A 25,234-nucleotide genomic window follows, 5' to 3' on the forward strand; every position below is an offset into this window, starting at 1 on the left:
ACCACCATGGACCGCCGAGAACTCCGTGCCGCGCGTCGCGCCGACGCGTCCGGAGCAGGGCCCACCCTCGAGGAGCGGGCCCCGGCCCGCTACCCGGGCGCCAAGGGAGCGTTCGCCCTGTTCGGCGAGGTGCTGCTGACCGGGCTGCTCGTCGCCGCGGCGGGCCTGCTCGTCGTGACGCTGCCCGCGGCACTGGCCGCCGGCATCCGTCATCTGCGTCGCTACGTGAACGCGGAGCAGTCCCACGTGAAGACGTTCTGGCAGGACTGGCGCCGGGCACTCCCCGGCGGCCTGGTCGTCGGTGTCGCCGCCGTCGTCCTCACCTTCGTGCTCACGCTCGACATCTCCCTCGCGAACTCGGGCGCCCTGCCCGGCGGCGGCCTCATCTCGATCGTCGGGTGGGCGGGCCTCGTCGCCGGCTCCGTGGCGCTGCTCGTCGCGGCGGGTGCGTGGACGCCCGAGCGCGGCTGGCGCGCAGCGGTGCGCAGCATCCCGTCCTCCCTCGCCTCCGACCCGATCGCCGCCGTGTATCTCGTGGCCGCCGCGGTGCTGGTCGGCGTCATGACCTGGATGCTCGCGCCGCTCATCATCGCGGGACTCGGCTGCGCCGCGTTCGCCGTCGTCGCCCTCCCGGCGCGCCGCGGCCGGCGCTGACCCGCACACCTCTCTCGAAGACAAGACCAGCCAGAAGGAGCTGATCGACGTGCTGTACGGCGCCGACTACAACCCCGACCAGTGGCCCGAGGACGTGTGGGACGACGATGTGCGCCTCATGCAGGAGGCCGGCGTCAACATCGTCAGCCTCGGCATCTTCGCGTGGTCGCGCATCCAGCCCACCGAGGACGCATGGGATTTCGCGTGGCTCGACGCCGTCATCGACAAGCTGCACGCCGGCGGCATCGCCGTGAACCTCGCGACGGCGACCGCCTCTCCCCCGCCATGGGTGAGCAAGACGTACCCCGAGACGCTGCCGGCGAACGAGTCGGGCGCCTCGTACTGGCCGGGCAGCCGCCAGCACTTCGCGCCCTCGTCGCCGATCTACCGGCGCCTCGCGGGCGAGCTGGTGCGCCGACTCGCCGAGCGCTACGTGCACCACCCCGCCGTCGTGATGTGGCACGTCGGCAACGAGTTCGGCTGCCACCTCTGGATGGACTTCTCGGATGCTGCGCGCGACGCGTACCGCGGATGGCTCGAGAACCGCTACGCCACCGTCGAGGCGCTCAACCAGGCCTGGGGCACGAGCTTCTGGTCGCAGCGCTACGGTTCGTTCGACGAGATCTTCCCGCCGCGCCTCGCCCCCTACAGCCACAACCCGTCGTCGATGCTCGACTGGCGCCGGTTCACGAGCGACATGCTGCTCGAGTGCTACCTGATGGAGCGCGAGATCCTGCTCGAGGCGGGTGCCACGCAGCCGATCACCACGAACTTCATGGGTCCGTTCAAGCCGGCGGACTACCGTAAATGGGCGCCGTTCATGGACGTCATCGCCGACGACTGCTACCCCGATCCTGCGAACCCGAACCGCGTGCGCGACGCCGCGTTCCAGCGCGATCTCGCGCGCTCGCTGAAGCCCGGCGCGCCCTGGCTGCTGTGGGAGCAGGCGACGGATGCCGTCAACTGGCGTCCCGCGAATCCCGGCAAGCGTCCGGGCGCCCTGGTCGCCGAGACGGCGCAGTCGATCGCGCGCGGCGCGGACGGCATCATGTTCTTCCAGTGGCGGCAGTCCCGCGCCGGCAGCGAGAAGTTCCACTCGGCGATGCTCCCCCACGCCGGCACCGAGACCCGCACGTGGGACGCGGTGACCGAACTCGGGGCGCGCCTCGCCGCGCTGCCGGAGCTCCCGACGCCCGGGCGCGACGCGCAGGTCGCCCTGGTGTTCGACTGGGAGAACTGGTGGGCCGTCGAGGAGCGCGACCACCCCACCGAGGTCGACTATCTCGCGCTCGTGCTCGAGTGGTACGGCGCCTTCCATGCGCGCGGCATCCAGGTCGACATCGTCGGCCCCGAGGAGGTCGACCACGCGTACGACCTCGTCGTCGCCCCGGCCCTCTACCTGCTGCGCGACGAGGGCGCCTCCGCGCTGGCCCGCTTCGTCGACGACGGCGGGACGCTTCTCACCGGCCCGTTCACCGACATCGTCGACGCGCACGACCAGTTCCGCGCCGGTGGCTTCCTGACGCAGCTCGGACCGCTGCTGGGTCTGCGGTTCGAGGACTTCGGCGTCCTCGCCGGCCTGTCCTCCGGGGGTTCGGGCGTCGGTGCGTTGAGCGCCGACGCCGTCCAGGCCGCGCGCGACGCCGCGAGCCGCGGGACCGTGACGTTCGAGCTCGACGGGGTCGAGCAGTCCGGACGCCTCGTCGCCGAGACGGTCCACGCCGCCGGCGCGACCGTGGTCGCCGCGTTCTCGTCGGGCCCGCAGGCCGGTGCTCCGGCACTCACGCGCCACCGCTTCGGCTCGGGCGAGGCCTGGTACACCGCGACCCAGCCTGTGAGCAACGGCGCTTCGGCCGGCGGACCGAGTGCCGACGCGCTCGACGCCGTCGTCGCGGCGGTGGTCGCAGCATCCGGTGTCCGTCCGGTCGTGGCGGATCTGCCTGCGGGTGTCGAGGCCGCGCGCCGGGGCGACCTCGTCACCCTCATCAACCACGGCGACGCGCGGGTCGAGATCGCGCTCGACGGAACGGATGCCGAGACCGGTGTCGCCGTCGAGCGCGTGGTGCTCGATCCGCAGGGCGTCGCGTTCGTGTCGGCGCCGGCCGCCACCTCAGACCCCGCCACCCCCCGCGCCCGGGCCACCGCCAGCGCCACTCACTCCTGACCTTCACCACCACCGACGACTGGAGCCCATCCATGCCTGCACTTCGCACCCTGCTCGCGGCCGCCGCACTGACCGCCGGCGCCGCGCTCGTCCTCTCCGGATGCTCCGGCGCCCAGGGCGACGCCGCCGCGTTCGACCCGGACGAGAAGGTCACCCTCGACTTCGCCTTCTGGGGCAATGACGACCGCGCGACCCGCTACAACGACCTGATCGCGGCGTTCAACGAGGAGTACCCGAACATCACGATCAACACGTCGTTCACCGACTTCCCGAGCTTCTGGGAGAAGCGCCAGACCGAGGCAGCCGGCGGCGGCCTCCCGGACGTGTTCCAGTTCTCCGACAGCTACCTCCGCCAGTACGCGGAGTCGGGCAACCTGCTCGATCTCGCCGATGTGTCGGACTACATCGACACCACGACCTTCGAGGAGTCGCTGCTCGGCACGGGGGCCCTGGACGGCGTGCAGTACTCACTGCCGACCGGCTACAGCCTGTGGGCGAACTTCGTCAACGACGACCTCGTCAAGCAGGCCGGCGTCGAGGCGCCGGAGGGCGGCACGAGCTTCGCCGACTTCGACGAGTGGATGGCCTCGGTCACCGACGCGACCGGCGGCGCCGTCTACGGCGGCACCGACTACACGCAGCGCATCCAGGTCTTCGAGCTGCAGCTGCGGGCGAACGGGGACAACCTCTACACCGAGGACGGCGAGCTCGGGTTCACCGAGGACGACCTGCGCGAGTTCTGGGAGTCAGGCGCCGAGATCCGCGACGGGGTCACCGTGCCGCAGCAGAAGCTCGAGGAGATCTCGCCCAAGTCCGGCTTCGGCGCCGCCCTCACCGCGAGTGAGATGAGCTGGAGCAACTTCCTGGGCGGCTACCTCGCCGACTCGGGCGCCTCGTCGATCTCGCTCGTCGCGCCGCCCACCGCGAAGGAAGGCTCGAAGGACCTCTACCGCCAGGCGGGCCTCCAAGTCGCGATCGCCGCGAACACGGAGCACCCCGAGGCAGCGGCGCTCTTCCTCGACTTCGTCGTCAACAGCCCGGAGGCGGGCGAGATCTTCGGCACCACGCTCGGCTTCCCCGCGTCCTCGTCGAAGCTCGAGGGCACGACGCTCGAGGGTGCCGACAAGCAGGTCGCCGACTACATCGAGTCGGCGTCCGAGCGCATCGGCGACGCCCCGCCGGTCCCCGTGGTCGGCTACGGCTCGCTCGAACAGACCTTCTGGGACCTCGGCAAGTCGATCGGCCTCGGCGCGCTCTCGGTCGACGACGCCGTGACCCAGTTCTTCGCCGAGGCGGATGCCATCCTCGGCTGATCCGCCCAGATCCGCGCGAGCGGATGCTGCGGCACGGCCCCGTGCCGCAGCATCCGTTCCCCTCACTCGAGAGGACCGCCCCGTGACCGACGCGACCGCACGACTCGACACGCACGGCGGTACGAATCGCGTGAGCGCTTCGCCGACTCCTCGGACGGACACACGGATGCTGCGCGCCGACGCCACCGGCCATTCCCGCGCGGAGCTGCGCCCGACGATGGCGAACCGCGAGGACGCGCGGCCGGGGCTCGCGCTGACGAGTCGCGCCCTGCTGCGTGACGGGCGGCCGTGGCTGCCGGTGTCGGGCGAGCTGCACTACACGCGCGTGCCGCGCGAGCGTTGGACCGAGCGACTGCGGCTGATGCGTGCGGGCGGCGTCTCGGTGGTGTCCACCTATGTGTTCTGGCTGCACCATGAGCCGGTGCGCCGCGAGACCCGCTTCGACGGGCGCTACGACGTGGCCGCGTTCGTCGACGCCGTGCGCGCCGAGGGCCTCGAGATCATCCTGCGGATCGGGCCGTGGGCGCACGGCGAGATGCGCAACGGCGGGTTCCCCGACTGGGTGCAGCAGGCGCGGGTGCAGCACCGCACCGACGACCCCGCCTACCTCGAGCTCGTCCGGGAGTGGTTCGACAGGCTCGCGGCCGCGCTCGACGGCCGCAGCACGCCCGAGAGGGTGCTGGGGATCCAGCTCGACAACGAGCTGTACGACCAGCCCAGGCACCTCGTCACGCTGAAGCGCCTCGCGCGCGAGGCAGGGTTGTCCGCACCGCTGTGGACCGCGACGGCGTGGGGCGGCGCGGAACTGCCCGACCCCGAGGTGCTGCCGCTCTGGGGCGGATACGGCGACGGCTTCTGGGTCGACCCGGGCGAGCCCTGGGAACCGACCTTCCGCGCGCACTACTTCTTCTCCGACACATGGGACGACCCCGGCATCGGCGCGGATGTGCGGGGCGAGGATGCCGCGCGTGCCTCGGAGCTGTCGCCGTGGTTCCCCGCGGCGACCTGCGAGCTGGGCGGCGGTATGGCCACGGCCTACCACCGCCGCCCGCGACCGGACGCGCTCGACATCGCGGCCGTCGCGCACGCGAAGCTCGGCAGCGGCTCGGCATGGCAGGGGTACTACATGTACACCGGGGGCACGAACCCCGGACCGGGCCTCGAGGAGACGCAGTCCACCGGCTACCCCAACGACATGACGCGGCTGAGCTACGACTTCCACGCGCCCATCGGCGAGTCCGGCCGTACGGCGCCGAGCCACGCGGCGCTGCGCCTGCAGCACGCGTTCGTCGAGGCGTTCGGTGATCGGCTCGCGCCGCTGCCGTCGCACCTGCCCGACGTCCGCCCGTCAGGCGTCGAGGACGCCCACACCCTCCGCTGGGCGGTGCGCGCCGACGACGGCGCAGGGTTCGTCTTCATCGGATGGCATCAGCCTCACGTGCCGCTGCCGACGTATCGCGGCGCGCGCCTGCGCATCGACACCAGCCACGGCCCGGTCGAGCTGCCGAGCGCACCGGTCGACATCCCGCCCGGGACTCTGGCCCGCTGGCCGCTCGGGCTGCAGGTCGCCGGCGTCACGATCGACTGGGCCACGGCGTCGGCCGTCACGGTGCTGCCCGGGTCGGCGAGCACTCCGCCGGCGCTCGTGCTGATCGAGGACGCCGGCATCCCCGTCGAGGTGGCGCACGACGGCTTCGCGCATGCTGTCACGCCGGGCGCGGCACCGGTGCGGATCGAGGAGGCGGACGGCGCGACCCTCGACGTGCTCGTGCTCCCCGCCGCGGACGCCCCCCGCGTGTGGGTCGTCGACGCCGCCGCGGGCGGGCGACGGCTCTTCGTCGGATCCGACGAGCTCACGTGGGATGCCGCGGGCCGAGTGTCGGTGCGCGCGAGCGGTGACGCGCCCGACGTGCGCGAGTACGTCGACGGGGCCTGGCGCGCGCCGGACTGGGAGCATGCCGGCGGCGCCGCGGTCGCAGCATCCGTATCGGTCCATCTCATCCGCGAGGGGACGCTGCCGTCCGGCGACTACGGTTCTCGCGACGGCCGGCAGGCGGCGCCCGATGACGCCGTGCTCGACGCCCACGCGGCGGTGTACCGCCTCGACATCCCTTCCGGCCTCGATGCCGACGCGGTGCTGCGCGTGCGGTGGGCGGGCGACGTCGCGCAGCTGCGGGTCGACGGCATCACCGCCACCGACCGGTTCTGGGACGGGTCCGAGCTCGTCGCGAACGTCCGCGACGTCGGCGCCGGGCAGGACGCCCGCGTCGAGCTGCACATCCTTCCGCTGCGGCGCGACACGGGCGTGCACCTGCCGGTCGACGCCGCGGCCCGCCTCGCCGCGTCCGGCGACGGGCTCTGCGCGCTCGACGACGCCCGCATCGACCAGCGCGCCCTCTGGCACGAGATCCGCTGATACGCGACGACAGGAAGACGAGACGGCGATGACGCTGCGCAAGACCGCCACCCCGCCCATGGGGTGGAACAGCTGGGACTGCTACGGGACGACGGTGACCGAGGCCGAGGTGCTCGCCAACGCCGAGTTCATGGCCGAGCATCTGCTCCCGCATGGCTGGGACACGATCGTCGTCGACATCGACTGGGCCGACCCCACCGCCCGGTCGCACGGCTACAACGAGTCCGCCCCACTGGTGATCGACGGGTTCGGGCGCGTGCAGCCGGATCCGGTGCGCTTCCCCTCGGCGGCCGGTGGCGCCGGCTTCGGGCCGCTCGCCGAGCGGATCCACGAGCTGGGCCTGAAGTTCGGCATCCACATCATGCGCGGCGTCCCGCGGATCGCGGTCCACCGCGACCTGCCGGTTCTCGGCGCCGAGGCGACCGCCTCGGGCATCGCGGATCCGTCGAACTCCTGCGAGTGGAACCCGCACTACGTCGGGCTCGACCACCGCACGCCGGGCGCGGCGGCCTACTACCACTCGATCGCCGACCAGTACGCGCAATGGGGCGTCGACTTCATCAAGGCGGACGACATGCTGTGGCCGTACCAGGCTGCCGAGATCGAGGCCCTCTCGACGGCGATCGAGGCCGCGCCGCGCGAGATCGCGCTGTCACTGTCGCCGGGCCGCGACCTGTCGGCCGCGCACCTCCATCACCTCCGCGCGCACGCCACCATGTGGCGCATCTGCGACGACCTCTGGGACCGGTGGGACGACCTGGAGGCGAACTTCGCCCGCCTCGCCCGGTGGGCGCCGCTCGCCGGGCCCGAGGGCTGGCCTGACGCCGACATGCTGCCGCTCGGCCGCATCGGCATCCGCGCCGAACGGGGCGAGCCCCGCGAGGGGGCGCTCACGCTCGCGGAGCGCCGATCGCTCGTGACGCTCTGGGTCATGGGCCGCTCGCCGCTCATGATCGGCGGCGACCTGCCGACGAGCGCGCCCGAGACGATCGCGCTGTTCCAGAACGACGGCGTGCTCGAGGTCCTGCGCGACTCCACCGGCAATCGCGAACTCCTGCGCGAGCGGGACCTCGTGGTCTGGGCCGCTGAACGCGGCGACACCCGCTGGGTCGCCGTCTTCAACACCGCCCACGAGGCGCGCGAGGTGCCGTTCGACACCCGCTCCCTCGGGTTGGGGTCCACTCCGTCCTCCGTCGTCGATGTCTGGGGCGCAGCATCCGTTCCGGTCGAAGCCGTGCACGAGCAGTCGGATGCCGCGCGCGGCGTCGCCCCCGGCAGTTCGGTCGTGCGGGTATCGCTGGAGCCGCACGGGTGCGTGCTCTTGCGCGCCTGACGGAACGGTGGTCGGATGCTGCTGGGAAAGCGCTTGCGCCGCATCAGAACCCGTGTCACACTATTGGAAAGCGTTTACCCACTCTCCGGTCCCGAGCCGGAGCCCGGGTACCCACAGCCTTCAGAGCAGAAAGCAGGACCCCATGACTGACACGACCCTCGCCCCGGCCTCTGCCGAGGCATCCGTCCGCCCGACCGTGCGTGAGATCGGCATCATCATGAACGGCGTCTCGGGCCGCATGGGCTACCGCCAGCACCTTGTGCGCTCGATCCTCGCGATCCGCGAGCAGGGCGGCATCGAGCTGCCCGACGGCACCAAGGTCACCGTGAAGCCGCTCCTCGTCGGCCGCAGCGAGGCCAAGCTCGCCGAGCTCGCCGCCACTCACGGCATCGAGGACTACACGACCGACCTCGATGCGGCGCTCGCCGACCCGCGCTGGGAGATCTACGCCGACTTCCTCGTCACCAAGGCGCGCGCCTCGGCGCTGCGCAAGGCGATCGCCGCCGGCAAGACCATCTACACCGAGAAGCCCACGGCCGAGACGGTCGACGAGGCCCTCGAGCTCGCGAAGCTCGCGCAGGAGGCCGGCGTCAAGACCGGCGTCGTGCACGACAAGCTCTACCTGCCGGGCCTCCAGAAGCTCAAGCGCCTCATCGACTCGGGCTTCTTCGGCCGCATCCTGTCGGTGCGCGGCGAGTTCGGCTACTGGGTCTTCGAGGGCGACTGGCAGCCCGCGCAGCGTCCGTCGTGGAACTACCGCTCCGAGGACGGCGGCGGCATCATCGTCGACATGTTCCCGCACTGGAACTACGTGCTCGAGAACCTGTTCGGCGAGGTCAAGACCGTCTACGCGCAGGCCGCCGTGCACATCGCCGACCGCTGGGACGAGAGGGGCGAGCACTACACCGCCACCGCCGAGGACGCCGCGTACGGCATCTTCGAGCTCGAGGGCGACATCGTCGCGCAGATCAACTCGTCGTGGACGGTGCGGGTGAACCGCGACGAGCTCGTCGAGTTCCACGTCGACGGCACGCACGGCTCGGCCGTCGTGGGCCTCTTCGGCGCGAAGATCCAGCACCGCAACGCCACGCCGAAGCCGGTCTGGAACCCGGACCTCGCCGACGACCACGACTACGACGCCGACTGGGCCGAGGTTCCCACGAACGACGTTTTCCAGAACGGCTTCCGCCAGCAGTGGGAGGAGTTCCTCGTCTCGTACGTCGAGGGCACCGAGTACGTGTTCGACCTGCTGTCGGGCGCGCGCGGCGTGCTGCTGGCCGAGGCCGGCCTGCAGTCGAGCCGCGAGGGCCGCAAGGTCGAGCTGCCCACGCTGTCGCTGGACTGATCGGACGACGGATGCCGAAGCTCACCCTTCTCTCCGACGCCGGAGCTCTCTCCGCCGTCGAGCTGAACGAGTCCCCGGGCTACACCAAGCCCGAGGGTCCGCTCCAGAGCCGCGTGGCGTATGCCGCCGCGCACGTCGTCCCGAAGACCTGGGCCGACAACACCCCGGGTCAGCCGGCCGAGGTCGACTGGGACGCGACGCTGGACTTCCGCCGCGCCGTGTACTCGTGGGGTCTGGGCGTCGCCGACGCCATGGACACCGCCCAGCGCAATATGGGCCTCGACGCCGCCGCGACGCGCGACCTCGTCGCGAGGTCGGCGGAGGTCGCCCGCGAGGAGGGCGGCTCGGTCGTGGTCGGGGTCAACACCGACCACGTCGAGGCCGAGCGCATCTCCCTGCAGCTGGTCGTCGACGCCTACAGGGAGCAGCTCCACTTCAGCGAGGAGCAGGGCGCCGGCCCCGTGCTCATGGCGTCGCGCCACCTCGCCCGCGTCGCGGAGTCGGCCGAGGACTACCGCCGGGTGTACCGCGAGGTGCTGCAGTCGGCGACCGTGCCGGTCGTGCTGCACTGGCTCGGCACGGCGTTCGATCCGGTGCTCGAGGGCTACTTCGGAGCCCCGGGCTGGCTCGACGCCTCGAACGTGCTGCTCGAGATCATCGAGGAGAACGCCGACAAGGTCGCGGGCGTCAAGATGAGCCTGCTCGACGCGGCATCCGAGGTGTCGGTGCGCGAGCGCCTTCCCGAGGGAGTGCGCATGTTCACCGGCGACGACTTCAACTACGTCGGGCTCATCGGCGGTCAGGACGTGCCCGAGGCGACCCAGCCCGAGCGCAACCCGTCGTCGCCGCGCCAGCACTCGGACGCTCTGCTCGGCGCCTTCGCGGCGATCACGCCGGTCGCATCGGCGGCGATCCAGGCGCTCGACGCCGGCGACCCCGCGAGGTACCTCGAGATCCTCGGCCCGACCGAGGAGCTCAGCCGCCAGGTTTTCGCCGCGCCGACGTTCTACTACAAGACCGGTGTCGCGTTCCTGTCGTGGCTCAACGGCCACCAGCCGGCGTTCCAGATGGTCGGCGGCCTGCACTCGGCGCGGAGCCTTCCGCACCTGTCGCGCATCGTCGAGCTCGCGAACTCCTCGCTCGCCTTCGAGCGTCCCGAGCTCGCGGCCATCCGCTGGCACGGGATGCTGCGCCACAACGGCATCGACGTCCCGGGGGTGATCGCGTGAGCGTGGATCCGCGTCTGTCCATCAACCAGGCCACCATCAAGTACGCCGACCTCGCGACCGCACTGCGCGTGACCGCCGAGGCGGGCGTGCCGGCGATCGGCCTGTGGCGCGAGCCGGTGCAGGAGGTGGGCCTCGCGACCGCTGCCTCGATGCTCGCGGACTCGGGTCTGCGTTTCACGACGCACTGCCGCTCGGGCTTCTTCACGATGCCCGAGGGCCCCGCGCGCCGCGCGTCGATCGACGACAACCGCGTCGCGATCGAAGAGGCCGCGACGCTCGCCGCCGCGGGCGCCGAGGGGTCGACCGCGATCCTCGTGCTCGTCGCCGGCGGGCTGCCCGAGGGCTCCCGCGACCTGGTGGGCGCGCGCGAGCGGGTGCGCGACGCCATCGGCGAGCTGGCACCGGATGCCGCAGCCGCGGGCGTCACGCTGGCCATCGAGCCGCTGCATCCGATGTACGCGTCCGACCGCTGCGTCGTCTCGACGCTCGGGCAGGCGCTCGACATCGCCGCGGACTTCGATCCTGCCGTCGTCGGCGCCACTGTCGACACGTTCCACATCTGGTGGGACCCCGACGTGCTGGCCTCGATAGAGCGCGCCGGCCGCGAGGGCCGCATCGCGACGTATCAGGTGTGCGACTGGAAGACGCCGCTCCCCGCCGACGTGCTGCTCAGCCGCCACTACCCCGGCGACGGTGTCATCGACTTCGCCTCGCTGACCGACGCCGTCGAGGCGACCGGCTACGACCGCGACATCGAGGTCGAGATCTTCAACGAGGAGATCTGGGCAACCGATCCGCTTGTCGCCGTGCAGCGCACGGCCGCCGGATTCGCAGCATCCGTCTCGCCGCACCTGCGCGCTCGCGCCGCCGGCTGACAGGCTGCCGCCGTCTCGAAGCGCCCGCGGGTTTCTTGGCCCCCGCGGGCGCTTCGTCGTTCGCGGGGCTGAGAGCCCCTTCACTTGCGCTGTTTGTACGCCAAACCTCGGGTGGCGCGTACATACAGCGCAAGTGAACCGATTCACTCGACCGTGGTCGTCGCGTGGCGGCGGCCGAGGCTGCTCAGCGGTCCGACCGTGCGAGGCATGTAGGTCCTCAACTGGGGAAAAGGAGGGGGGAAATCGCTTCCCAACCTATCGCCGGAACCGGACACAGGCTCTAGACTCTGGCCTGTGAGCGACATGATCGCGCCTACCCGAGGCGCCGCCACCCTTCACGATGTCGCGCGCGAGGCTGGGGTCTCGCTCGCGACCGCGTCACGGGTGCTCAACGGCTCGACGCGAAAGGTGGCCGAGAGCTACCGTGAGCGCGTCGAGGCCGCAGCCGAGAAGCTCGGCTACACCGCCAATCTCTCCGCCCAGGCCACCGCACGAGGCACCTCTGCCATCGTCGCACTCCTCGTCGCCGACATCGCCGACCCCTACTTCGGACAGCTCGCCTCCGGCGTCGCACGCGGCGCCGATGAGGCCGGTCTCGTCGTCACGATCGCGATCACAGAGCGCGATCCGCAGCGCGAGGTCAAGCTGGTGCGGGCCCTCCGCGGACAACGGCCACGCGGCCTGATCCTGGCGGCCTCCCGCGTCGAGGGGCCCGACGCCGTGGGCCTGCAGGGCGAGCTCGAGGCGTTCTCGAACATGGGCGGCCGCGTCGTCGTCGTCGGTCCCGGCGGGGGATCTGCCCGTTCGGTCGCGGTCGACAACCGCGGCGGCGCGGCGGCGCTCGGCGCCGAGCTCGCGGGCATCGGCTATCGCGATGCCATCGTGCTCGCGGCATCCGAGGGCATCCGCACCTCCGACGACCGCGTCGACGGGTTCACCGAGGGCTTCACCGGTGCGGGCGGAACGGTTCGCGAGGTCCGCCGCGCGGGCTTCACCCGCGACGCCGGATACGCGTCCGCGGCGGAGCTGCTCGAGGGCGAGGTGCCCGAGGGCACGCTCATCTTCGGCATCAGCGACGTGGTCGCGATCGGCATCATGTCGGCCGTGCGCGACGCGGGGCGTCAGGTCGGCGCCGACATCGCCGTCGCCGGCTTCGACGACATCGCCACGGGGCGCGACATCCGTCCCGGCCTGACGACCGTGCGCGTCCCCCTCGAGGATCTCGGCTACCGTGCCCTCCACGCCGCCACCGATCCGGAATGGGATGCGGCCGAGCCGCAGCTCCCGCTCGAAGTGATCGTGCGCGGCAGCACGCCGCCGCGCGCCTGACACGCGGCGGCGCCGACGGCGGGGGCATATGCCCCGGTGAGGAAACGCTTCCGGGTAGGCTGAGCGCGCCGAGACCCAGGGAGACACACGGATGCCTCGACCGCCCCGCGCCGACCGCTCGACGCGCGTCACCATCGCCGACGTCGCCGCCCGGGCGGGGGTGTCGCTGTCGACCGTGTCCCGCGCACTGAACGGCAACCCCACGGTGGACCCCGCACTCGCGGAGCGCGTGAAGGAGGCCGCCGCCGATCTCGACTACACCGCGAGCCCCGTCGCGCGCAGCCTCGTGCTGGGGCGCACGCAGACCGTCGCGGTGGTCGTTCCCGACCTCGGCAACCCGACGTTCCAGGCGATCCTGCGAGGACTCAGCCATGCGGCCGCAGCCGACGACTACCACGTGCTCGTCGCCGACTCGGCGGAGTCCGTCGAGGAGGAGCGCGTGCTCGCGGGCACGACGCGGCGACGCACCGACGGCGTCATCCTGTGCGCACCGCGCCTGCCGCAGGACGAACTCGACCGCCTCGTCGGCGGGCTGAGGCCCGTCGTGCTCATCAACCGCGCCGCCGGCGGCGTGCCGCACGTGCGCGCGGACTACCGGACCGCCCTCGCCGCCGAACTCGCTCACCTCCACGGGCTCGGGCACCGGCGGATCGTCTTCCTCGCCGGCGCGCCGGGCAGCGTCGCGAACACCGCGCGCCTCGAGGCGATCGCTTCCTTCGTCGCCGAGCACCCCGACACCGAGGTCGCCGAGATCCCCTGCGGCGTCGACTTCGAAGCGGGCGCCGCGGCGAGCGCAGCAGTGCTCGCGTCGGGCGCCACGGCCGCCCTCGCGTTCAACGACCTCGTGGCCATGGGCCTCTTGAGCACCGTGCAGGCGAACGGATGCCGCGTCCCCGGCGACCTCTCGATCGTGGGGTTCGACGACATCCCGTTCGCGCGGTACACGACTCCCCCGCTGACCACCGCTGCCGTGCCCGCGACGGAGCTCGGCGTGCAGGCGTGGGCGCGCATGCGCGAGCTGCTCGAAGGCGCCGAGCCGAGGCATCCGCTGACCGTCCTTCCCGAGCTGACGCTCCGCGGCACAACGGGCCCGGCGCCCGCCTGAGCCCACTGTTGCCGGGGTGCTCGCGGCGGGACAATGAGCGCAAATGGACCCCGCCGTCATGGAGCTGGAGATCGGGCCCGGACCCGAGCCGGGCTCGTATGTCGCGCGCGTGCTGCGATCGGTGGGCGGCGGCGAACCGCGCGAGACCTTCCGCCTCGACCTGGATGAGCTCGTCGATCGGCGACCCCTGCTCGAGGCGAGTGTGCTGTCGTCGGCGGTGTCCGCCCGGCGGGTGATGTCGGACACCGAGGCGGTGCTGCAGGACGTCGGCCGGCGACTCTTCGATGCGGCGTTCGCGGGGAGCGTGGGCACCGCCTATCGCACGAGCATCGCCGTCGCCTCGGAGCGCGGGCTCAGCGTGCAGGTCTCCCTGCGCCTCACCGCCCCCGGACTGGCCGCGCTGCCGTGGGAGGCGCTCTACGACGCCGAGACCGACCGCTACCTCTGCCGCAAGGAGCCGCTCGTCCGGCACGTGCCCGCAGCTCACACACCCGTCCTCCGGATCGCGCCGCCCCTCCGGGTGCTCGGCATGATCTCGTCACCCCGCGGGCTTCCGCTGCTCGATGTGGAGCTGGAACGCGACCGACTCGAGCAGGCGCTCAGCCCGCACATCGACGACGGGCGCGTCGAGCTGAGCTGGCTCGAGGATCTCACGTGGGACGGCCTGCACGCGAAGCTCCTCGAAGGGTCGTGGCATGTGCTGCACTTCATCGGCCACGGTGCGTACGACACCAGGGCCGACGAGGGCGTGCTGGCGTTCGTGGGTCGCGACGGCCGGGCGGACTACGTCACGGCCTCCGCACTCGCGGACCTCCTGGACGAAGCCGAGCCGACACCGCGCCTCGTGGTGCTCAACTCCTGCCAGTCCGGCACCGGCGGACCCACCGACCTGTTCTCGGGCACCGCTGCGGCACTGGCGCGCAGCGGCATTCACGCCGTCGCCGCCATGCAGTTCTCGATCAGCGACGACGCCGCGCTCGCCTTCTCGCGGGGGTTCTACACCGCGCTCGCGCACAACCGCGGCATCGACGAAGCCGTGCGCAGCGGCCGGATCGGCATCCTCGGCGCGGGTCGCGGGACCCTCGAATGGGTCACTCCCGTGCTCTACCTCCGCGGCGACGCCCATCTGTTCGATCTCGGACCGGTGCCGACGGACCACGTCGCTCCGCCGCCCCCGCCCGCACACGCCGACGCGACAGGTCGCCCCCGGGGCGACACTCCAGAGCAGAGGGAGCCCGCATCGGCACGCGCATCGGCCGCCTCAGCGGCACCGGCCCCACCGACGCCGGCGACCGCCGGGGAAGGCACGGCCCGTCGGCCCGCGTGGCGGCGCTGGGCGATCGCGGGTGCGGCGTCGGTGCTCGCCGCCGGCGCCGTCGTCACCGCACTCCTTCTGATTCCGTTCGGTGGCGACCCCGGCGGGTCCGGCGATCAGCCGAGCACGGCGGAGCTCGCCGTCCCGCTCGACATGGACTGGGTCGACGTCGGGCTGTACTGCACCCTCGGCGACGAGTTCGTCATCGAGGTGACCGGACGCGGCTGGCTCGACGAGACCGCCGACTCGCAGATCGGCCCGGACGGCCTGCCCGCCGGGGAGCGCCCGGAGGCCCGCGTCCTCCCCGATGCGAACACGGGGTCGGTCATCGGCAAGCTCGATACGACGCCGGAGATCTTCGCCGTCGGCACCGGGACCACGTATCCGTGCCCGGCCCAGGGCGGCCTGATGCTCGGCATCAATGACACGGACCTCGCGAACAACAGCGGCGAGTTCGGAGCTTTCGTGACGCTGAATCAGTAGGGAGGGTGCGCATGGTCGCGAATCTGGTGGAGTTCCCGTTGAGCGACGGCGGATCGGTGGTGATCGTCTCCGGTGGGCCGGGCAGCGGACAGGACCCGCCTGGGCCGGTCCTGCGCGGTCGCGTCTCGGAGGCGGTGGTCACTCAGGCGAGCGAGTCGTTCGAGACGGTCGTACAGCGGGTCCAGCCCGCGGCGACCGCCGTCCTCGATGCGGCCCGCTCGGGTCCGCACCCCCCGAGCGAGGTCACCGTCGAGTTCGGGATCGAGATGTCCGCGGATCTCGGCGCCGTGATCGCGTCGACGGCGGTGCAGGCGAACTTCAAAGTCACCATCACCTGGCAGCGCGACGGGGCGCGCTGAGCACCGTCTCTCCGCGATCCGGATTGTCGGCGAGCGCTTTCCACCTCTCTCGTGGTATCGTGAGAAAACGTTTCCTGAAGGAGTGAGATGAGCCACCGACGGTATGCCCTCGTCGGCGCAGGACACCGCGCCCAGATGTACGTCGACGCGATCACCGGGCGCTACTCCGACGACGCCGCCCTGGTCGCGCTCTGCGAGCCGAATCCGGTGCGCGCGCAGTACTACGTCGACCGCGTGGTCGAGGCGGGCTTCCCCGCGCCGGCCCTCTACGGCCCCGGCGACCTCGAGACGATGGTCCGCGAGCAGCGGGTGGATCGGGTGGTGATCTGCGCCCGCGACGACCTGCACGCGCCGCTCATCGTGCGGGCGCTGGATGCCGGCGCCGACGTCGTCGTCGAGAAGCCGCTCACGATCGACGGGCCCTCGGCTGCGGCCATCGAGGATGCGATCGACCGCACCGGCCGCGAGGTCGTCATCACGTTCAACTACCGCTACTCGCCGCGCAACTCGGCCCTCCGCCAGGTCATCCAGGACGGCACGATCGGGCAGGTCACCTCCGTCGACTTCTCGTGGGTGCTCGACACCAAGCACGGCGCGGACTACTTCCGCCGCTGGCACCGCGAGAAGAAGCACTCGGGCGGGCTGCTGGTGCACAAGGCCAGCCACCACTTCGACCTCGTGAACTGGTGGATCCGCTCCGTCCCACGCCGCGTCTACGCCTCCGGCGCGCTGCGGTTCTACGGCGCCCACAACGCCGCCGCTCGCGGCCTCGGCGCCCGCCCGGCCCGCGGCACCCACGACGGTGGCGATGCCTTCGAGCTCGACCTCCGCGACGACGAGCGACTCAAGGCCCTCTACCTCGACGCCGAGCAGCACGACGGCTACCTGCGCGATCGCGATGTGTTCGGCGAGGGCATCACCATCGAAGACAACCTCGCACTGGTCGTCGACTACGCCTCGGGTGCGACCCTGAGCTACTCGCTCAACGCCCACTCGCCGTGGGAGGGCTACCGGGTCGCGGTCAACGGCACCCTCGGCCGCGCCGAGCTCGAGGTCGTCGAACGCGGCGCGGTGCTCGCGGACGAGGGCCTGCATCCCGTGCTCGACCCGTCCGCCAGCGACGCCGGCACTACCGGGTCGCTTCGCCCCGAGGGCGAGCGCCTCATCGTGCAGCGCCACTGGGAGGCCGCCTACGAAGTGCCGCTCGTGGGCAACAGCGACGGCCACGGCGGCGGCGACGCGCTCCTGCTCGCCGATGTCTTCGAGGGCCCCGGCGACGACCCGCTCGCCCGCCCCGCCGACTGGCGCGACGGCGTCCGCTCCATCGCCGTCGGCATCGCCGGCAACCGCTCCCTCGAGACCAGGCTGCCGGTGCAGGTCGCCGACCTCGGCATCCGCTTCCTCGCGAGCGACGCGGCGAGCGCCGAGGCCGTCCGGGCATGACCCGTATCGCCGTCACCGGCGGCGCAGGGCGCCTGGGTCGCAGCCTCGTCGCGGGACTCACCGTCACGGGGCATGAGCTGGTGTCGCTCGACCGCGCCGTCTCGGACGCCCGCGAGCTGCACGACATCGAGCAGATCGCCGTGGACCTGACCGACACGGATGCTGCGACCCGCGCGATCGCCGGCACCCGCGCCGACGCCCTGATCCACCTCGCCGCGATCGCGGTGCCGTTCAGTGCGCCCGAGGACGTCATCCTGCGCACGAACGCGACGATGGCGCTCAACGTGATGTCGGCCGGCGTGGCCGCAGGCATCCCGAAGATCGTCACGGCGTCGAGCCCCACCGTGCTCGGCTACCACGCGCCGATCGGCTGGCTCCCCGATCGCTTCCCGCTCGACGAGGAGACGACGCCGAAGCCGTGGAACGCGTACGCGCTGTCGAAGCACCTCGCCGAGCAGACGATCGCGATGCTCGCCCGCCAGACCGGCGACGCCACCCGTTTCGCGGCCTTCCGCCCGTGCTACGTCATCGCCCCCGAGGAGTGGCAGGGCGCACCGACGCAGCAGGGCCACACGGTACGCGAGCGGCTCGCCGACCCCGCGCTGTCGGCACCCGCCCTCTTCAACTACGTCGACGCCCGCGACGTCGCGACGTTCATCGACACCCTGCTCGTGGCGCTGCCCGAGATCCCCAACGCCGAGGTGTTCTTCGTAGGCGCCGACGACGCCCTCGCCCGCGTTCCGCTCGCCGAGCTGCTGCCGCAGTTCGTGCCCGGCACCGACGAGCTCGCGGCGGGGCTGGCCGGCACGGCGCCGGCTTTCTCGAACGCGAAGGCCCGGCGCGTGCTGGGCTGGCGCCCCGCCCACACCTGGCGCGGCGAGCTCGGCGAGCCCGCGGACGACGCTCGCCCCGCGAGCAGGAGCGACCACGACTCCGCCCCCACCCTCGACCCCGGCCGAAAGGACGTGCTGGCGTGAACTTCGACGGCATCCTCTTCTTCCCCGTCACCCCCTTCGACGCCGACGGACGCGTCGACGAGGACCTGCTGCGGCAGCACCTCGACACCACCCTCGCCCACGCCCCCGGCGGCGTGTTCCCGGCGTGCGGGACGGGCGAGTTCCACGCCCTGTCCGCCGACGAGGCCACCCGCGTCGTGCAGGTCGCGACCGAGACCGTCGCGGGCCGTGTGCCGGTCGTGGCCGGCACCGGCGGTCCGCTCGGGCACGCGACGACCCTCGCGCGTGGTGCGGCCGACGCCGGCGCCGACGCCCTGCTCGTGCTGCCGCCGTACCTGGTCGGCGGTCCGCAGGCCGGACTCGTCGCCTATGTCGAGGCGGTGGCGGCAGCATCCGATCTCCCCGTCGTCATCTACCACCGCGGCACCGCGCAGTACTCGGTCGACTCGGTGCGCCGCCTCGCCGCCAACCCCAAGGTCGTGGGCTTCAAGGACGGCGTCGGCGACGTCGGCCTGGCGCAGCAGATCGTGCGCGCCGTCGCGGCGGAGGGCCGCGACGACTTCGCGTTCTTCAACGGGCTGCTCACCGCCGAGCTGACGCAGGGCGCGTACCGCGGCATCGGCATCCCGCTGTACTCGTCGGCCGCGTTCGCGATGATCCCCGAGGTCGCGAACGCGTACTACCGCGCGTACGTCGACCGCGACGAGGCACGGCGCGCCGAGCTGCTCGACGGCTTCTACTCGCCGCTCGTCACGCTGCGCGACAAGACCCCCGGGTTCGGCGTCTCGCTCATCAAGACCGGCCTGCGCCTGGGCGGCCTGCCCGTCGGGTCGGTGCGCGCGCCGCTGGTCGACCCGACACCCGCGCAGGAGGCGCGTCTGGCCGAGATCCTCGAGGCGGGGCGAGCGCTGCTGTGACCACCGCTTCGGCCTCGGCGGAGTCGCCCCGCACCACGATCGCGTCGTTCGACGCACGGCTGCTGCGCGTGCCGCTGGCGCGGCCGTGGGCGGCCGACGTGACGTCGGTCGGCGTCGTCGCGACGCACGTCGTGCGCTCGGACGGCGCCGAGGGCTGGGGCTTCTCGTGGACGCCCCAGATCGGGGCCGAGGCCGTGCACGCTCTGCTCGCACACGACATCGCGGCGTGGGCCGTCGGCCGCTCGGCCGAGCCGGGTGAGACGTGGCTGGCGCTCTGGCAGCACCTGCACGAGGCCGGCGGCGGCGGGATCACGACGATCGCGATGGCCGGGCTCGACCTCGCGCTCTGGGATGCCGCGGCGCGCGCCGACGAGAGATCAGTCGCGCAGTGGCTGGGCACACAGCGCGAGAGCGTGCGAACGTACGGGTCGGGCGTGAACCTGCACTACTCGCTCGACGAACTCGTCGCACAGGTGCGGCGCTGGGTCGACGCCGGCTTCGACGTCGTCAAGGTGAAGGTCGGAAAGCCCGACGTCGCCGAGGACCTCGACCGCATGAAGGCCGTGCGCGAGGTGCTGGGCCCCCACCGGCAGCTCATGATCGACGCGAACCAGCGGTGGGACCTCGACCGTGCGACGCGGTCGCTCGAGGTGCTCGCCGAAGTCTCGCCGGCCTGGATCGAGGAGCCGCTGCGCGCCGACGACTTGTACGGCCACTACGAGCTGTCGAAGCGCCTGAGCGCGTCGAGCGGCATCCCGATCGCGGTCGGCGAGAACCTGCACAACGTGTACCGGTTCGACGACTTCCTGCGCACGGGCGCGGCGCAGATCGTGCAGCCCAACATCGTGCGCGTCGGCGGGATCACCCCGTTCCTCGGCATCACCGGCATCGCGGGCGCCTACGGCGCAGCGGTCCACCCGCACCTGCTGCCCGAGCTGTCGGGCCAGCTCGCGCTGTGCCTCCGCGCCGTGCCGGGTGTGCCGGAGCCGCTGGTCGAAGACGTCGAGGACGCGGGCTTCGGCCCGCTCGGTGCGCTGCGCGATCCGTCGCCCGTGCGCATCGCCGACGGCGCCCTCACCGAGGTCCCCCACGTCGGCCTCGGCATCCGCTTCTCCTGACATCCACACCTCATGACCCCGCCCTCCCTGCTCACCTGTCACGGAATGCTGCGCCGACCAGCAGGTTGTGACAGGTGAGCGGAATTCGCTCCGGCTCGAAGGATCACGCATGACCACGACCACGACCACGACCGAACTCGAGTCCCTCGCGCAGGCAGCCGCCGCTGCGGCGCCGATCTGGAGGGCGACGGATGCCGCGACCCGCGCGTCGTGGCTCCGCGCCGCCGCCGACGCGCTCGATGCGAACATCGACGAGCTCGTCGCCATCGCCGACGAGGAGACCCGCCTCGGCGAGACGCGTCTGCGCGGCGAGGTCGGGCGCACCGCGGGGCAGCTGCGCCTCTTCGCGAGCGTCGTCGAGGAGGGCTCGTACCTCGAGCTCACCGTCGACGACCCCGATCCGTCGGCGACGCCGCCCCGCCCCGAGCTGCGCCGCATGCTCACCGGCGTGGGACCGGTCGCGGTCTTCTCGGCGTCGAACTTCCCCTTCGCGTTCTCGGTCGCCGGCGGCGACACCGCCTCGGCCCTCGCGGCCGGCAACCCGGTCATCGTGAAGGCGCACTCGGGCCACCCGCGCCTATCGGAGCGCACCGCCGCTATCGTCGCCGCAGCACTCGTCGAGGCCGGTGCGCCCGAAGGCTCGCTCGCCCTCGTCGAAGGTCGCGAGGCGGGTGGCGCCCTGGTGCAGCATCCGTCCATCCAGGCCGCGGGCTTCACCGGCTCGCTCGGCGGCGGGCGTGCACTCTTCGATCTGGCGTCGGGTCGCCCCGACCCGATCCCGTTCTACGGCGAGCTCGGGTCGGTGAACCCGGTCGTCATCACGCCGGCCGCCGTCGCGGCGCGCGGCCAGGCGCTCGCCCAGGGTCTCGTCGGCTCGTTCACGCTCGGCGTCGGCCAGTTCTGCACCAAGCCCGGCGTCGTGTTCGTACCCGAGGGCGCAGGGTTCGAGGACCTCGTGGCCGGCTTCGCGGCGGGGGCCGCCGGCGGCCCGCTGCTCACCGACCGCATCACCGCGGCGTTCCCATCGGGTATCGAACACCTCGAGGCCGACCCGTCGGTGTCGGTGGTGGCGCACGGTCTTCCCGCCGAGCCGGGGTCGGCGCAGCCGGTCGTGCTGTCGACGGATGCCGCGGCCGTCGCCGCGCGCCCTTCGACGCTGTTGGAGGAGTGCTTCGGGCCCGTGACGCTGCTCGTGCGCTACTCCTCGGACGAGGAGCTGCGCGCCGCGCTCGAGGCCGTGCCGGGGTCGCTCACCGCGACGCTGCACTCCGAGGCGGGCGACGATGTCGCGGCGGTGCTCGAGGTGCTCACCCGCAAGGCCGGGCGCGTGCTCTTCGCCGGATGGCCCACCGGGGTCGCCGTGACCTGGTCGCAGCACCACGGCGGCCCGTGGCCCGCGACGACCTCGCTGCACACCTCGGTCGGTGCGACCGCGATCCGCCGGTTCCTCCGGCCGGTCGTGTTCCAGGACGCCCCGGAGGCACTGCTGCCCGAGGTGCTGCGCGACTCCGCGCTCGCGCGCCTGCCGCACCGCCGCAACGGCGTGCTCCGCACCGGCCGCTGACCCGGTTCGGAGGGTCGAGGTTGCCCGTCGGTTCGGCGCGTTTCGACTCGCAGGCTCGCTCAACGACCGGTGGGTGGGTACCGGTCGTTGAGCGAAGGGCGCTCTGGCGCCCGCAGTCGAAACGCCTGAGCCGGAGAGCGAGCTGTGCCCCGAGTTCAGCCGGCCTGGAGCTCGTGGGCGAGGAGCGCCCCGGACTCCTCGAGCCACCGGGCCGTCTCGGCCATGGCTAGCTCACCCGAACCCGCGAGCTCGGTGAGCGAGACCGTCCCGGCGAATCCCGAGGTGTCGGCGTCCGCGGCGACGCGGCCGGCGACCAGCACCACCGGCACGCCCGCGGCGGCAGCGACCGCACCGACGTGCGCGGGCACCTTGCCCGCCGCGGACTGGCCGTCGTACGACCCCTCTCCGGTCACGACGACGGATGCTGCGGCCACCGCCGCGTCGAGACCCACGAGCTCCGCGACCGCCGCTGAGCCGGGCACGAGCCGCGCACCCCACGCCAGCAACCCGAACCCGGTGCCGCCCGCTGCGCCCGCACCCGGAGTCTCGGGGTCGCCGGCGACCAGCGCCGCCAGTCGCGCGAGGCCGACGTCGAGCACCCCGATGTCCTCCGGCAGGGCACCCTTCTGCGGGCCGAACACCGCGGCCGCCCCGCGCGCGCCGAGGAGCGGGTTCGTCACGTCGCTCAGCACCGTCACTCCACCGGATGGGAGCGGCGCGAGCCCCGACAGGTCGGCCGCCGCCACCGAGCCGAGCCCACGCGCGCCGGCCGCAACAGGCTGACCCGCAGCATCCGTGAATCTCGCTCCGAGTGCCGTGAGCATGCCGGTGCCGCCGTCGGTCGACGAACTCGATCCGATCCCGAGCACGAGGCGCGACACCCCGCGCGCGAGGGCGTCGGCGATCGCCTCGCCGAAGCCGCGGGTGTGGGCGTCGAACGCGCGCAGGCGCGGCGGGGTGCCGAGCAGCTCGATGCCGCTCGTGTTGGCGAGCTCGACGACAGCGGTGCCACCCGGCGCCTCCGCGGTCGGCGGCAGCAGCACCCACGACGCCTCGACGGGCTCGTCCTCGGGACCGGTCACGGTCACCGGCATGCGCCGGGCACCCGGCACCGCGGCCGCGAAGGCGTCGACGGTGCCCTCGCCGCCGTCGGCCATCGGCATCAGCCGGAGCTCGCTGTCAGGGCGCTCGCGGCGCCATCCGGCGGCGAAGGCCTCGGCGGCGGCCGCGGCGCCGATCGTTCCCTTGAACGAATCGGGGGCGATCACGACGGTGTGGGCCATGGCGTCATTCTCCTCGGGCACGCGCGGTGTCGTCGTTTCCGGCTCGATCCTCGCGGAAAGCGTTATCCTGCAGATCATGGTATCCATGGATCGACCGGAAGCCGAGCCCGCCCCACCCCGCGCGGTCATCGCCACCGGCACCGGCAGGTACGCCGACCCGTGGCATCCGTTCCTCGCCACCTCGGCCCGCATCGCCGACGCGCTGCGCGCCGACGGCTGGGAGGTCGTGGTCGACGACGACGTCGACCACGCGCTCGCGCACCTCGATGGGTTCTCGCTGCTCCTCGTGAACGCCGGCGACCCGTGGCGCGAGGGGGCCACCGAGCTCGGCCATCGCGCTGACCCCGCCGCCGACGCCGGCCTGCACGCCGCGATCGCCCGGGGCATCGGACTCGTCGCGGTGCACGCCGCACTCTCGAGCCTGCGCGACCACCCGGCCTGGCGCGCGGCCATCGGCGGCGAATGGCAGCCCGGAACCTCGTGGCATCCCCCGGTCGGAGGCGCACGGGTGAGGGTCGTCGACGGCGATCACCCCGTGAGCGAGCGGATGCTGCACCTCGACGTGTTCGACGAGCGCTACAGCGACCTCGTGGTCGACGCGGGCGCGCGCGTGCTCGCGGTGCACGACGTCGACGGCGCCGAGCACCCCGCGGTGTGGATCCGGGAGGACCCGACCCGCGCCGTCGTGTGCTCCCTCGGCCACGACGAGCGTTCCTACGACTCCCCGGAACACGTGGGACTGCTGCAGCGCGCCGCGCGCTGGGCGGCGCGCGTCTGAGGCTTTGCGCCGGCGCAGAGAATCGGAGTTCTCGTGCAACACGCCGGGGGACGGATGCCGCCACCCGGCGTGTCTGCCGGAACCTCCGACGCGGTGCACGCCGAGAGCACGACTCGGCCGGGAACGCGGCATCCGTCCGACCGGGCAGAATGGAGACGGCGCCGCTCGGCGTATCCGCCCCCAGCAGAATCCGGAGTGACATGTCCTGGCTCGTGACCGGAGGTGCCGGCTACATCGGCGCCCACATCGTCCGTGCGCTCGCAGACGCGGGCCTGAACTCCGTCGTCATCGACGACCTCTCGAGCGGGCACGCGTCATTCGTCCCCGAGGGCGTTCCGTTCGTGCAGGGCTCGATCCTCGACGGCGAACTCGTCGAGCGCACCCTCCGCGAGCATGGGGTCGTCGGCGTCATCCACCTCGCGGGCTTCAAGTACGCCGGGGTCTCGGTGCAGCGACCGCTGCACACCTACGCGCAGAACGTCGAGGGCACGCGCGTGCTCCTTGCCGCGATGCAGGCCGCGGGTGTCGCGAACCTGGTGTTCTCGTCGTCGGCCGCCGTCTACGGCACCCCCGACGTGCCGCTCGTCACCGAGGACCTGCCCAAGCGTCCCGCCTCGCCCTACGGCGAGTCGAAGCTCATCGGCGAGTGGATCATCCGCGACCAGGCGATCGCGACGGCCGCGTCGGAGCACGCCCTCCGCTACACCGCGCTGCGCTACTTCAACGTCGTGGGCTCGGGCGACCCGTCGGTCTACGACACGAGCCCGCACAACCTCTTCCCGCTGGTCTTCGAGGCGCTGCTCGCGGGCAAGACGCCGCGCATCAACGGCGACGACTACGACACCCCCGACGGCACCAACGTGCGCGACTACGTGCACGTGGCCGACATCGCGGCGGCTCACGTGGCGGCCGCGCAGCGCCTGCTGGCGAACCGCCCGATCGAGCCCGCCTACAACCTGGGTTCGCAGAACGGGCTGAGCGTCCGCGAGATCATGGACGCCATGGCCCGCGTGACGGGCATCGACTTCACGCCCGAGATCGCACCTCGCCGCCCGGGCGACCCCGACCGCATCGTCGCGACGGGCGAGCTGGCCGCGCGCGACCTCGACTGGAAGAACCGCTACACCGTCGACGAGATGGTCCGCACCGGCTGGGAGGCCCGCCGGGCCGCGAGCTGAGGCATCCACGGGGCGGGTGATTCTGGCGACTCGCCAGGATCCCTCGTCCCCGGCGCAATTCTTGGCGACTCGCCAAG

The 25,234-nt window shown here is 72.4% G+C and carries 20 protein-coding genes; 19 read left to right on the top strand and 1 reads right to left on the bottom strand.

The genetic code is table 11. The annotated features are described in order from the left end of the window. The first annotated feature begins 6 nt into the window (after window positions 1–6). The 17 genes from ACEYYH_RS18565 (at window position 7) to ACEYYH_RS18645 (ending at window position 21,918) form a co-directional block, all read left to right on the top strand. Window positions 7–654, top strand: coding sequence for a DUF624 domain-containing protein (locus ACEYYH_RS18565; protein WP_374975774.1), 648 nt, complete (start codon window positions 7–9; stop codon window positions 652–654). A 49-nt stretch (window positions 655–703) separates the two neighbouring features. Next, window positions 704–2,818, top strand: coding sequence for a beta-galactosidase (locus ACEYYH_RS18570; protein WP_374975775.1), 2,115 nt, complete (start codon window positions 704–706; stop codon window positions 2,816–2,818). A gap of 32 nt (window positions 2,819–2,850) precedes the next feature. Further along, window positions 2,851–4,131: an ABC transporter substrate-binding protein gene (locus tag ACEYYH_RS18575; protein ID WP_374975776.1), complete on the top strand. Its 1,281-nt coding sequence runs from the start codon at window positions 2,851–2,853 to the stop codon at window positions 4,129–4,131. Between the two features lie 82 nt (window positions 4,132–4,213). Further along, window positions 4,214–6,547, top strand: coding sequence for a beta-galactosidase (locus tag ACEYYH_RS18580; protein ID WP_374975777.1), 2,334 nt, complete (start codon window positions 4,214–4,216; stop codon window positions 6,545–6,547). Between the two features lie 28 nt (window positions 6,548–6,575). Continuing rightward, complete coding sequence (locus ACEYYH_RS18585) at window positions 6,576–7,880, top strand: glycoside hydrolase family 27 protein (protein ID WP_374975778.1); 1,305 nt, start codon at window positions 6,576–6,578, stop codon at window positions 7,878–7,880. Between the two features lie 142 nt (window positions 7,881–8,022). Next, window positions 8,023–9,225, top strand: coding sequence for a Gfo/Idh/MocA family protein (locus tag ACEYYH_RS18590; protein WP_374975779.1), 1,203 nt, complete (start codon window positions 8,023–8,025; stop codon window positions 9,223–9,225). An 11-nt stretch (window positions 9,226–9,236) separates the two neighbouring features. Next, window positions 9,237–10,454, top strand: coding sequence for a dihydrodipicolinate synthase family protein (locus ACEYYH_RS18595; protein WP_374975780.1), 1,218 nt, complete (start codon window positions 9,237–9,239; stop codon window positions 10,452–10,454). Further along, entirely contained in the window at window positions 10,451–11,329 is an 879-nt protein-coding gene (locus tag ACEYYH_RS18600; protein ID WP_374975781.1) for a sugar phosphate isomerase/epimerase family protein, read from the top strand. Before ACEYYH_RS18595 ends, ACEYYH_RS18600 begins: the two co-directional genes overlap by 4 nt. Before the next feature lie 294 nt (window positions 11,330–11,623). Further along, window positions 11,624–12,658, top strand: coding sequence for a LacI family DNA-binding transcriptional regulator (locus ACEYYH_RS18605; protein WP_374975782.1), 1,035 nt, complete (start codon window positions 11,624–11,626; stop codon window positions 12,656–12,658). Between the two features lie 91 nt (window positions 12,659–12,749). Then, complete coding sequence (locus ACEYYH_RS18610; protein WP_374975783.1) at window positions 12,750–13,763, top strand: LacI family DNA-binding transcriptional regulator; 1,014 nt, start codon at window positions 12,750–12,752, stop codon at window positions 13,761–13,763. A 43-nt stretch (window positions 13,764–13,806) separates the two neighbouring features. Continuing rightward, the gene (locus ACEYYH_RS18615; protein WP_374975784.1) at window positions 13,807–15,561 is read left to right on the top strand and encodes a CHAT domain-containing protein; all 1,755 of its coding nucleotides are present in this window, start codon (window positions 13,807–13,809) and stop codon (window positions 15,559–15,561) included. 11 nt (window positions 15,562–15,572) lie between these two features. Next, window positions 15,573–15,920, top strand: coding sequence for a CU044_2847 family protein (locus tag ACEYYH_RS18620; protein ID WP_374975785.1), 348 nt, complete (start codon window positions 15,573–15,575; stop codon window positions 15,918–15,920). An 87-nt stretch (window positions 15,921–16,007) separates the two neighbouring features. Then, a complete protein-coding gene (locus ACEYYH_RS18625) occupies window positions 16,008–17,363 on the top strand; it encodes a Gfo/Idh/MocA family protein (RefSeq protein WP_374975786.1) in 1,356 nt (451 codons plus the stop codon). Continuing rightward, window positions 17,360–18,340, top strand: coding sequence for an NAD-dependent epimerase/dehydratase family protein (locus ACEYYH_RS18630; protein WP_374975787.1), 981 nt, complete (start codon window positions 17,360–17,362; stop codon window positions 18,338–18,340). The genes ACEYYH_RS18625 and ACEYYH_RS18630 overlap by 4 nt, the downstream gene beginning before the upstream one ends. Beyond that, window positions 18,337–19,236 (top strand): 5-dehydro-4-deoxyglucarate dehydratase, encoded by a 900-nt coding sequence (locus ACEYYH_RS18635; protein ID WP_374975788.1) that lies wholly within the window; start codon window positions 18,337–18,339, stop codon window positions 19,234–19,236. The genes ACEYYH_RS18630 and ACEYYH_RS18635 overlap by 4 nt, the downstream gene beginning before the upstream one ends. Beyond that, window positions 19,233–20,354 (top strand): mandelate racemase/muconate lactonizing enzyme family protein, encoded by a 1,122-nt coding sequence (locus ACEYYH_RS18640; RefSeq protein ID WP_374975789.1) that lies wholly within the window; start codon window positions 19,233–19,235, stop codon window positions 20,352–20,354. Before ACEYYH_RS18635 ends, ACEYYH_RS18640 begins: the two co-directional genes overlap by 4 nt. A gap of 109 nt (window positions 20,355–20,463) precedes the next feature. Next, complete coding sequence (locus tag ACEYYH_RS18645; RefSeq protein ID WP_374975790.1) at window positions 20,464–21,918, top strand: aldehyde dehydrogenase (NADP(+)); 1,455 nt, start codon at window positions 20,464–20,466, stop codon at window positions 21,916–21,918. A 155-nt stretch (window positions 21,919–22,073) separates the two neighbouring features. On the opposite strand, the gene ACEYYH_RS18650 is transcribed toward ACEYYH_RS18645, so the two are convergent. After that, the gene (locus ACEYYH_RS18650) at window positions 22,074–23,201 is read right to left on the bottom strand and encodes a glycerate kinase (protein ID WP_374975791.1); all 1,128 of its coding nucleotides are present in this window, start codon (window positions 23,199–23,201) and stop codon (window positions 22,074–22,076) included. A gap of 85 nt (window positions 23,202–23,286) precedes the next feature. Between ACEYYH_RS18650 and ACEYYH_RS18655 the strand changes: the two genes are divergently transcribed. Beyond that, complete coding sequence (locus ACEYYH_RS18655; protein WP_374975792.1) at window positions 23,287–23,979, top strand: ThuA domain-containing protein; 693 nt, start codon at window positions 23,287–23,289, stop codon at window positions 23,977–23,979. 200 nt (window positions 23,980–24,179) lie between these two features. Continuing rightward, window positions 24,180–25,157 carry a UDP-glucose 4-epimerase GalE gene (gene galE / locus ACEYYH_RS18660; protein ID WP_374975793.1) on the top strand — a complete coding sequence of 326 codons (978 nt, stop codon included), beginning with the start codon at window positions 24,180–24,182 and terminating at the stop codon, window positions 25,155–25,157. Window positions 25,158–25,234 lie beyond the last annotated feature (77 nt).

Origin of the sequence: Microbacterium trichothecenolyticum, assembly GCF_041938625.1 — a bacterium.
GTDB lineage: Bacteria > Actinomycetota > Actinomycetes > Actinomycetales > Microbacteriaceae > Microbacterium > Microbacterium trichothecenolyticum_D.

Coding starts and splice junctions, on each gene's coding strand:
- ACEYYH_RS18565 (WP_374975774.1), top strand. CDS start 7: ATGGACCGCCGAGAACTCCGTGCCGCGCGTCGCGCCGACGCGTCCGGA.
- ACEYYH_RS18575 (WP_374975776.1), top strand. CDS start 2,851: ATGCCTGCACTTCGCACCCTGCTCGCGGCCGCCGCACTGACCGCCGGC.
- ACEYYH_RS18585 (WP_374975778.1), top strand. CDS start 6,576: ATGACGCTGCGCAAGACCGCCACCCCGCCCATGGGGTGGAACAGCTGG.
- ACEYYH_RS18590 (WP_374975779.1), top strand. CDS start 8,023: ATGACTGACACGACCCTCGCCCCGGCCTCTGCCGAGGCATCCGTCCGC.
- ACEYYH_RS18595 (WP_374975780.1), top strand. CDS start 9,237: ATGCCGAAGCTCACCCTTCTCTCCGACGCCGGAGCTCTCTCCGCCGTC.
- ACEYYH_RS18610 (WP_374975783.1), top strand. CDS start 12,750: ATGCCTCGACCGCCCCGCGCCGACCGCTCGACGCGCGTCACCATCGCC.
- ACEYYH_RS18615 (WP_374975784.1), top strand. CDS start 13,807: ATGGACCCCGCCGTCATGGAGCTGGAGATCGGGCCCGGACCCGAGCCG.
- ACEYYH_RS18620 (WP_374975785.1), top strand. CDS start 15,573: ATGGTCGCGAATCTGGTGGAGTTCCCGTTGAGCGACGGCGGATCGGTG.
- ACEYYH_RS18625 (WP_374975786.1), top strand. CDS start 16,008: ATGAGCCACCGACGGTATGCCCTCGTCGGCGCAGGACACCGCGCCCAG.
- ACEYYH_RS18630 (WP_374975787.1), top strand. CDS start 17,360: ATGACCCGTATCGCCGTCACCGGCGGCGCAGGGCGCCTGGGTCGCAGC.
- ACEYYH_RS18645 (WP_374975790.1), top strand. CDS start 20,464: ATGACCACGACCACGACCACGACCGAACTCGAGTCCCTCGCGCAGGCA.
- ACEYYH_RS18650 (WP_374975791.1), bottom strand. CDS start 23,201: ATGGCCCACACCGTCGTGATCGCCCCCGATTCGTTCAAGGGAACGATC.
- ACEYYH_RS18655 (WP_374975792.1), top strand. CDS start 23,287: ATGGATCGACCGGAAGCCGAGCCCGCCCCACCCCGCGCGGTCATCGCC.
- galE (WP_374975793.1), top strand. CDS start 24,180: ATGTCCTGGCTCGTGACCGGAGGTGCCGGCTACATCGGCGCCCACATC.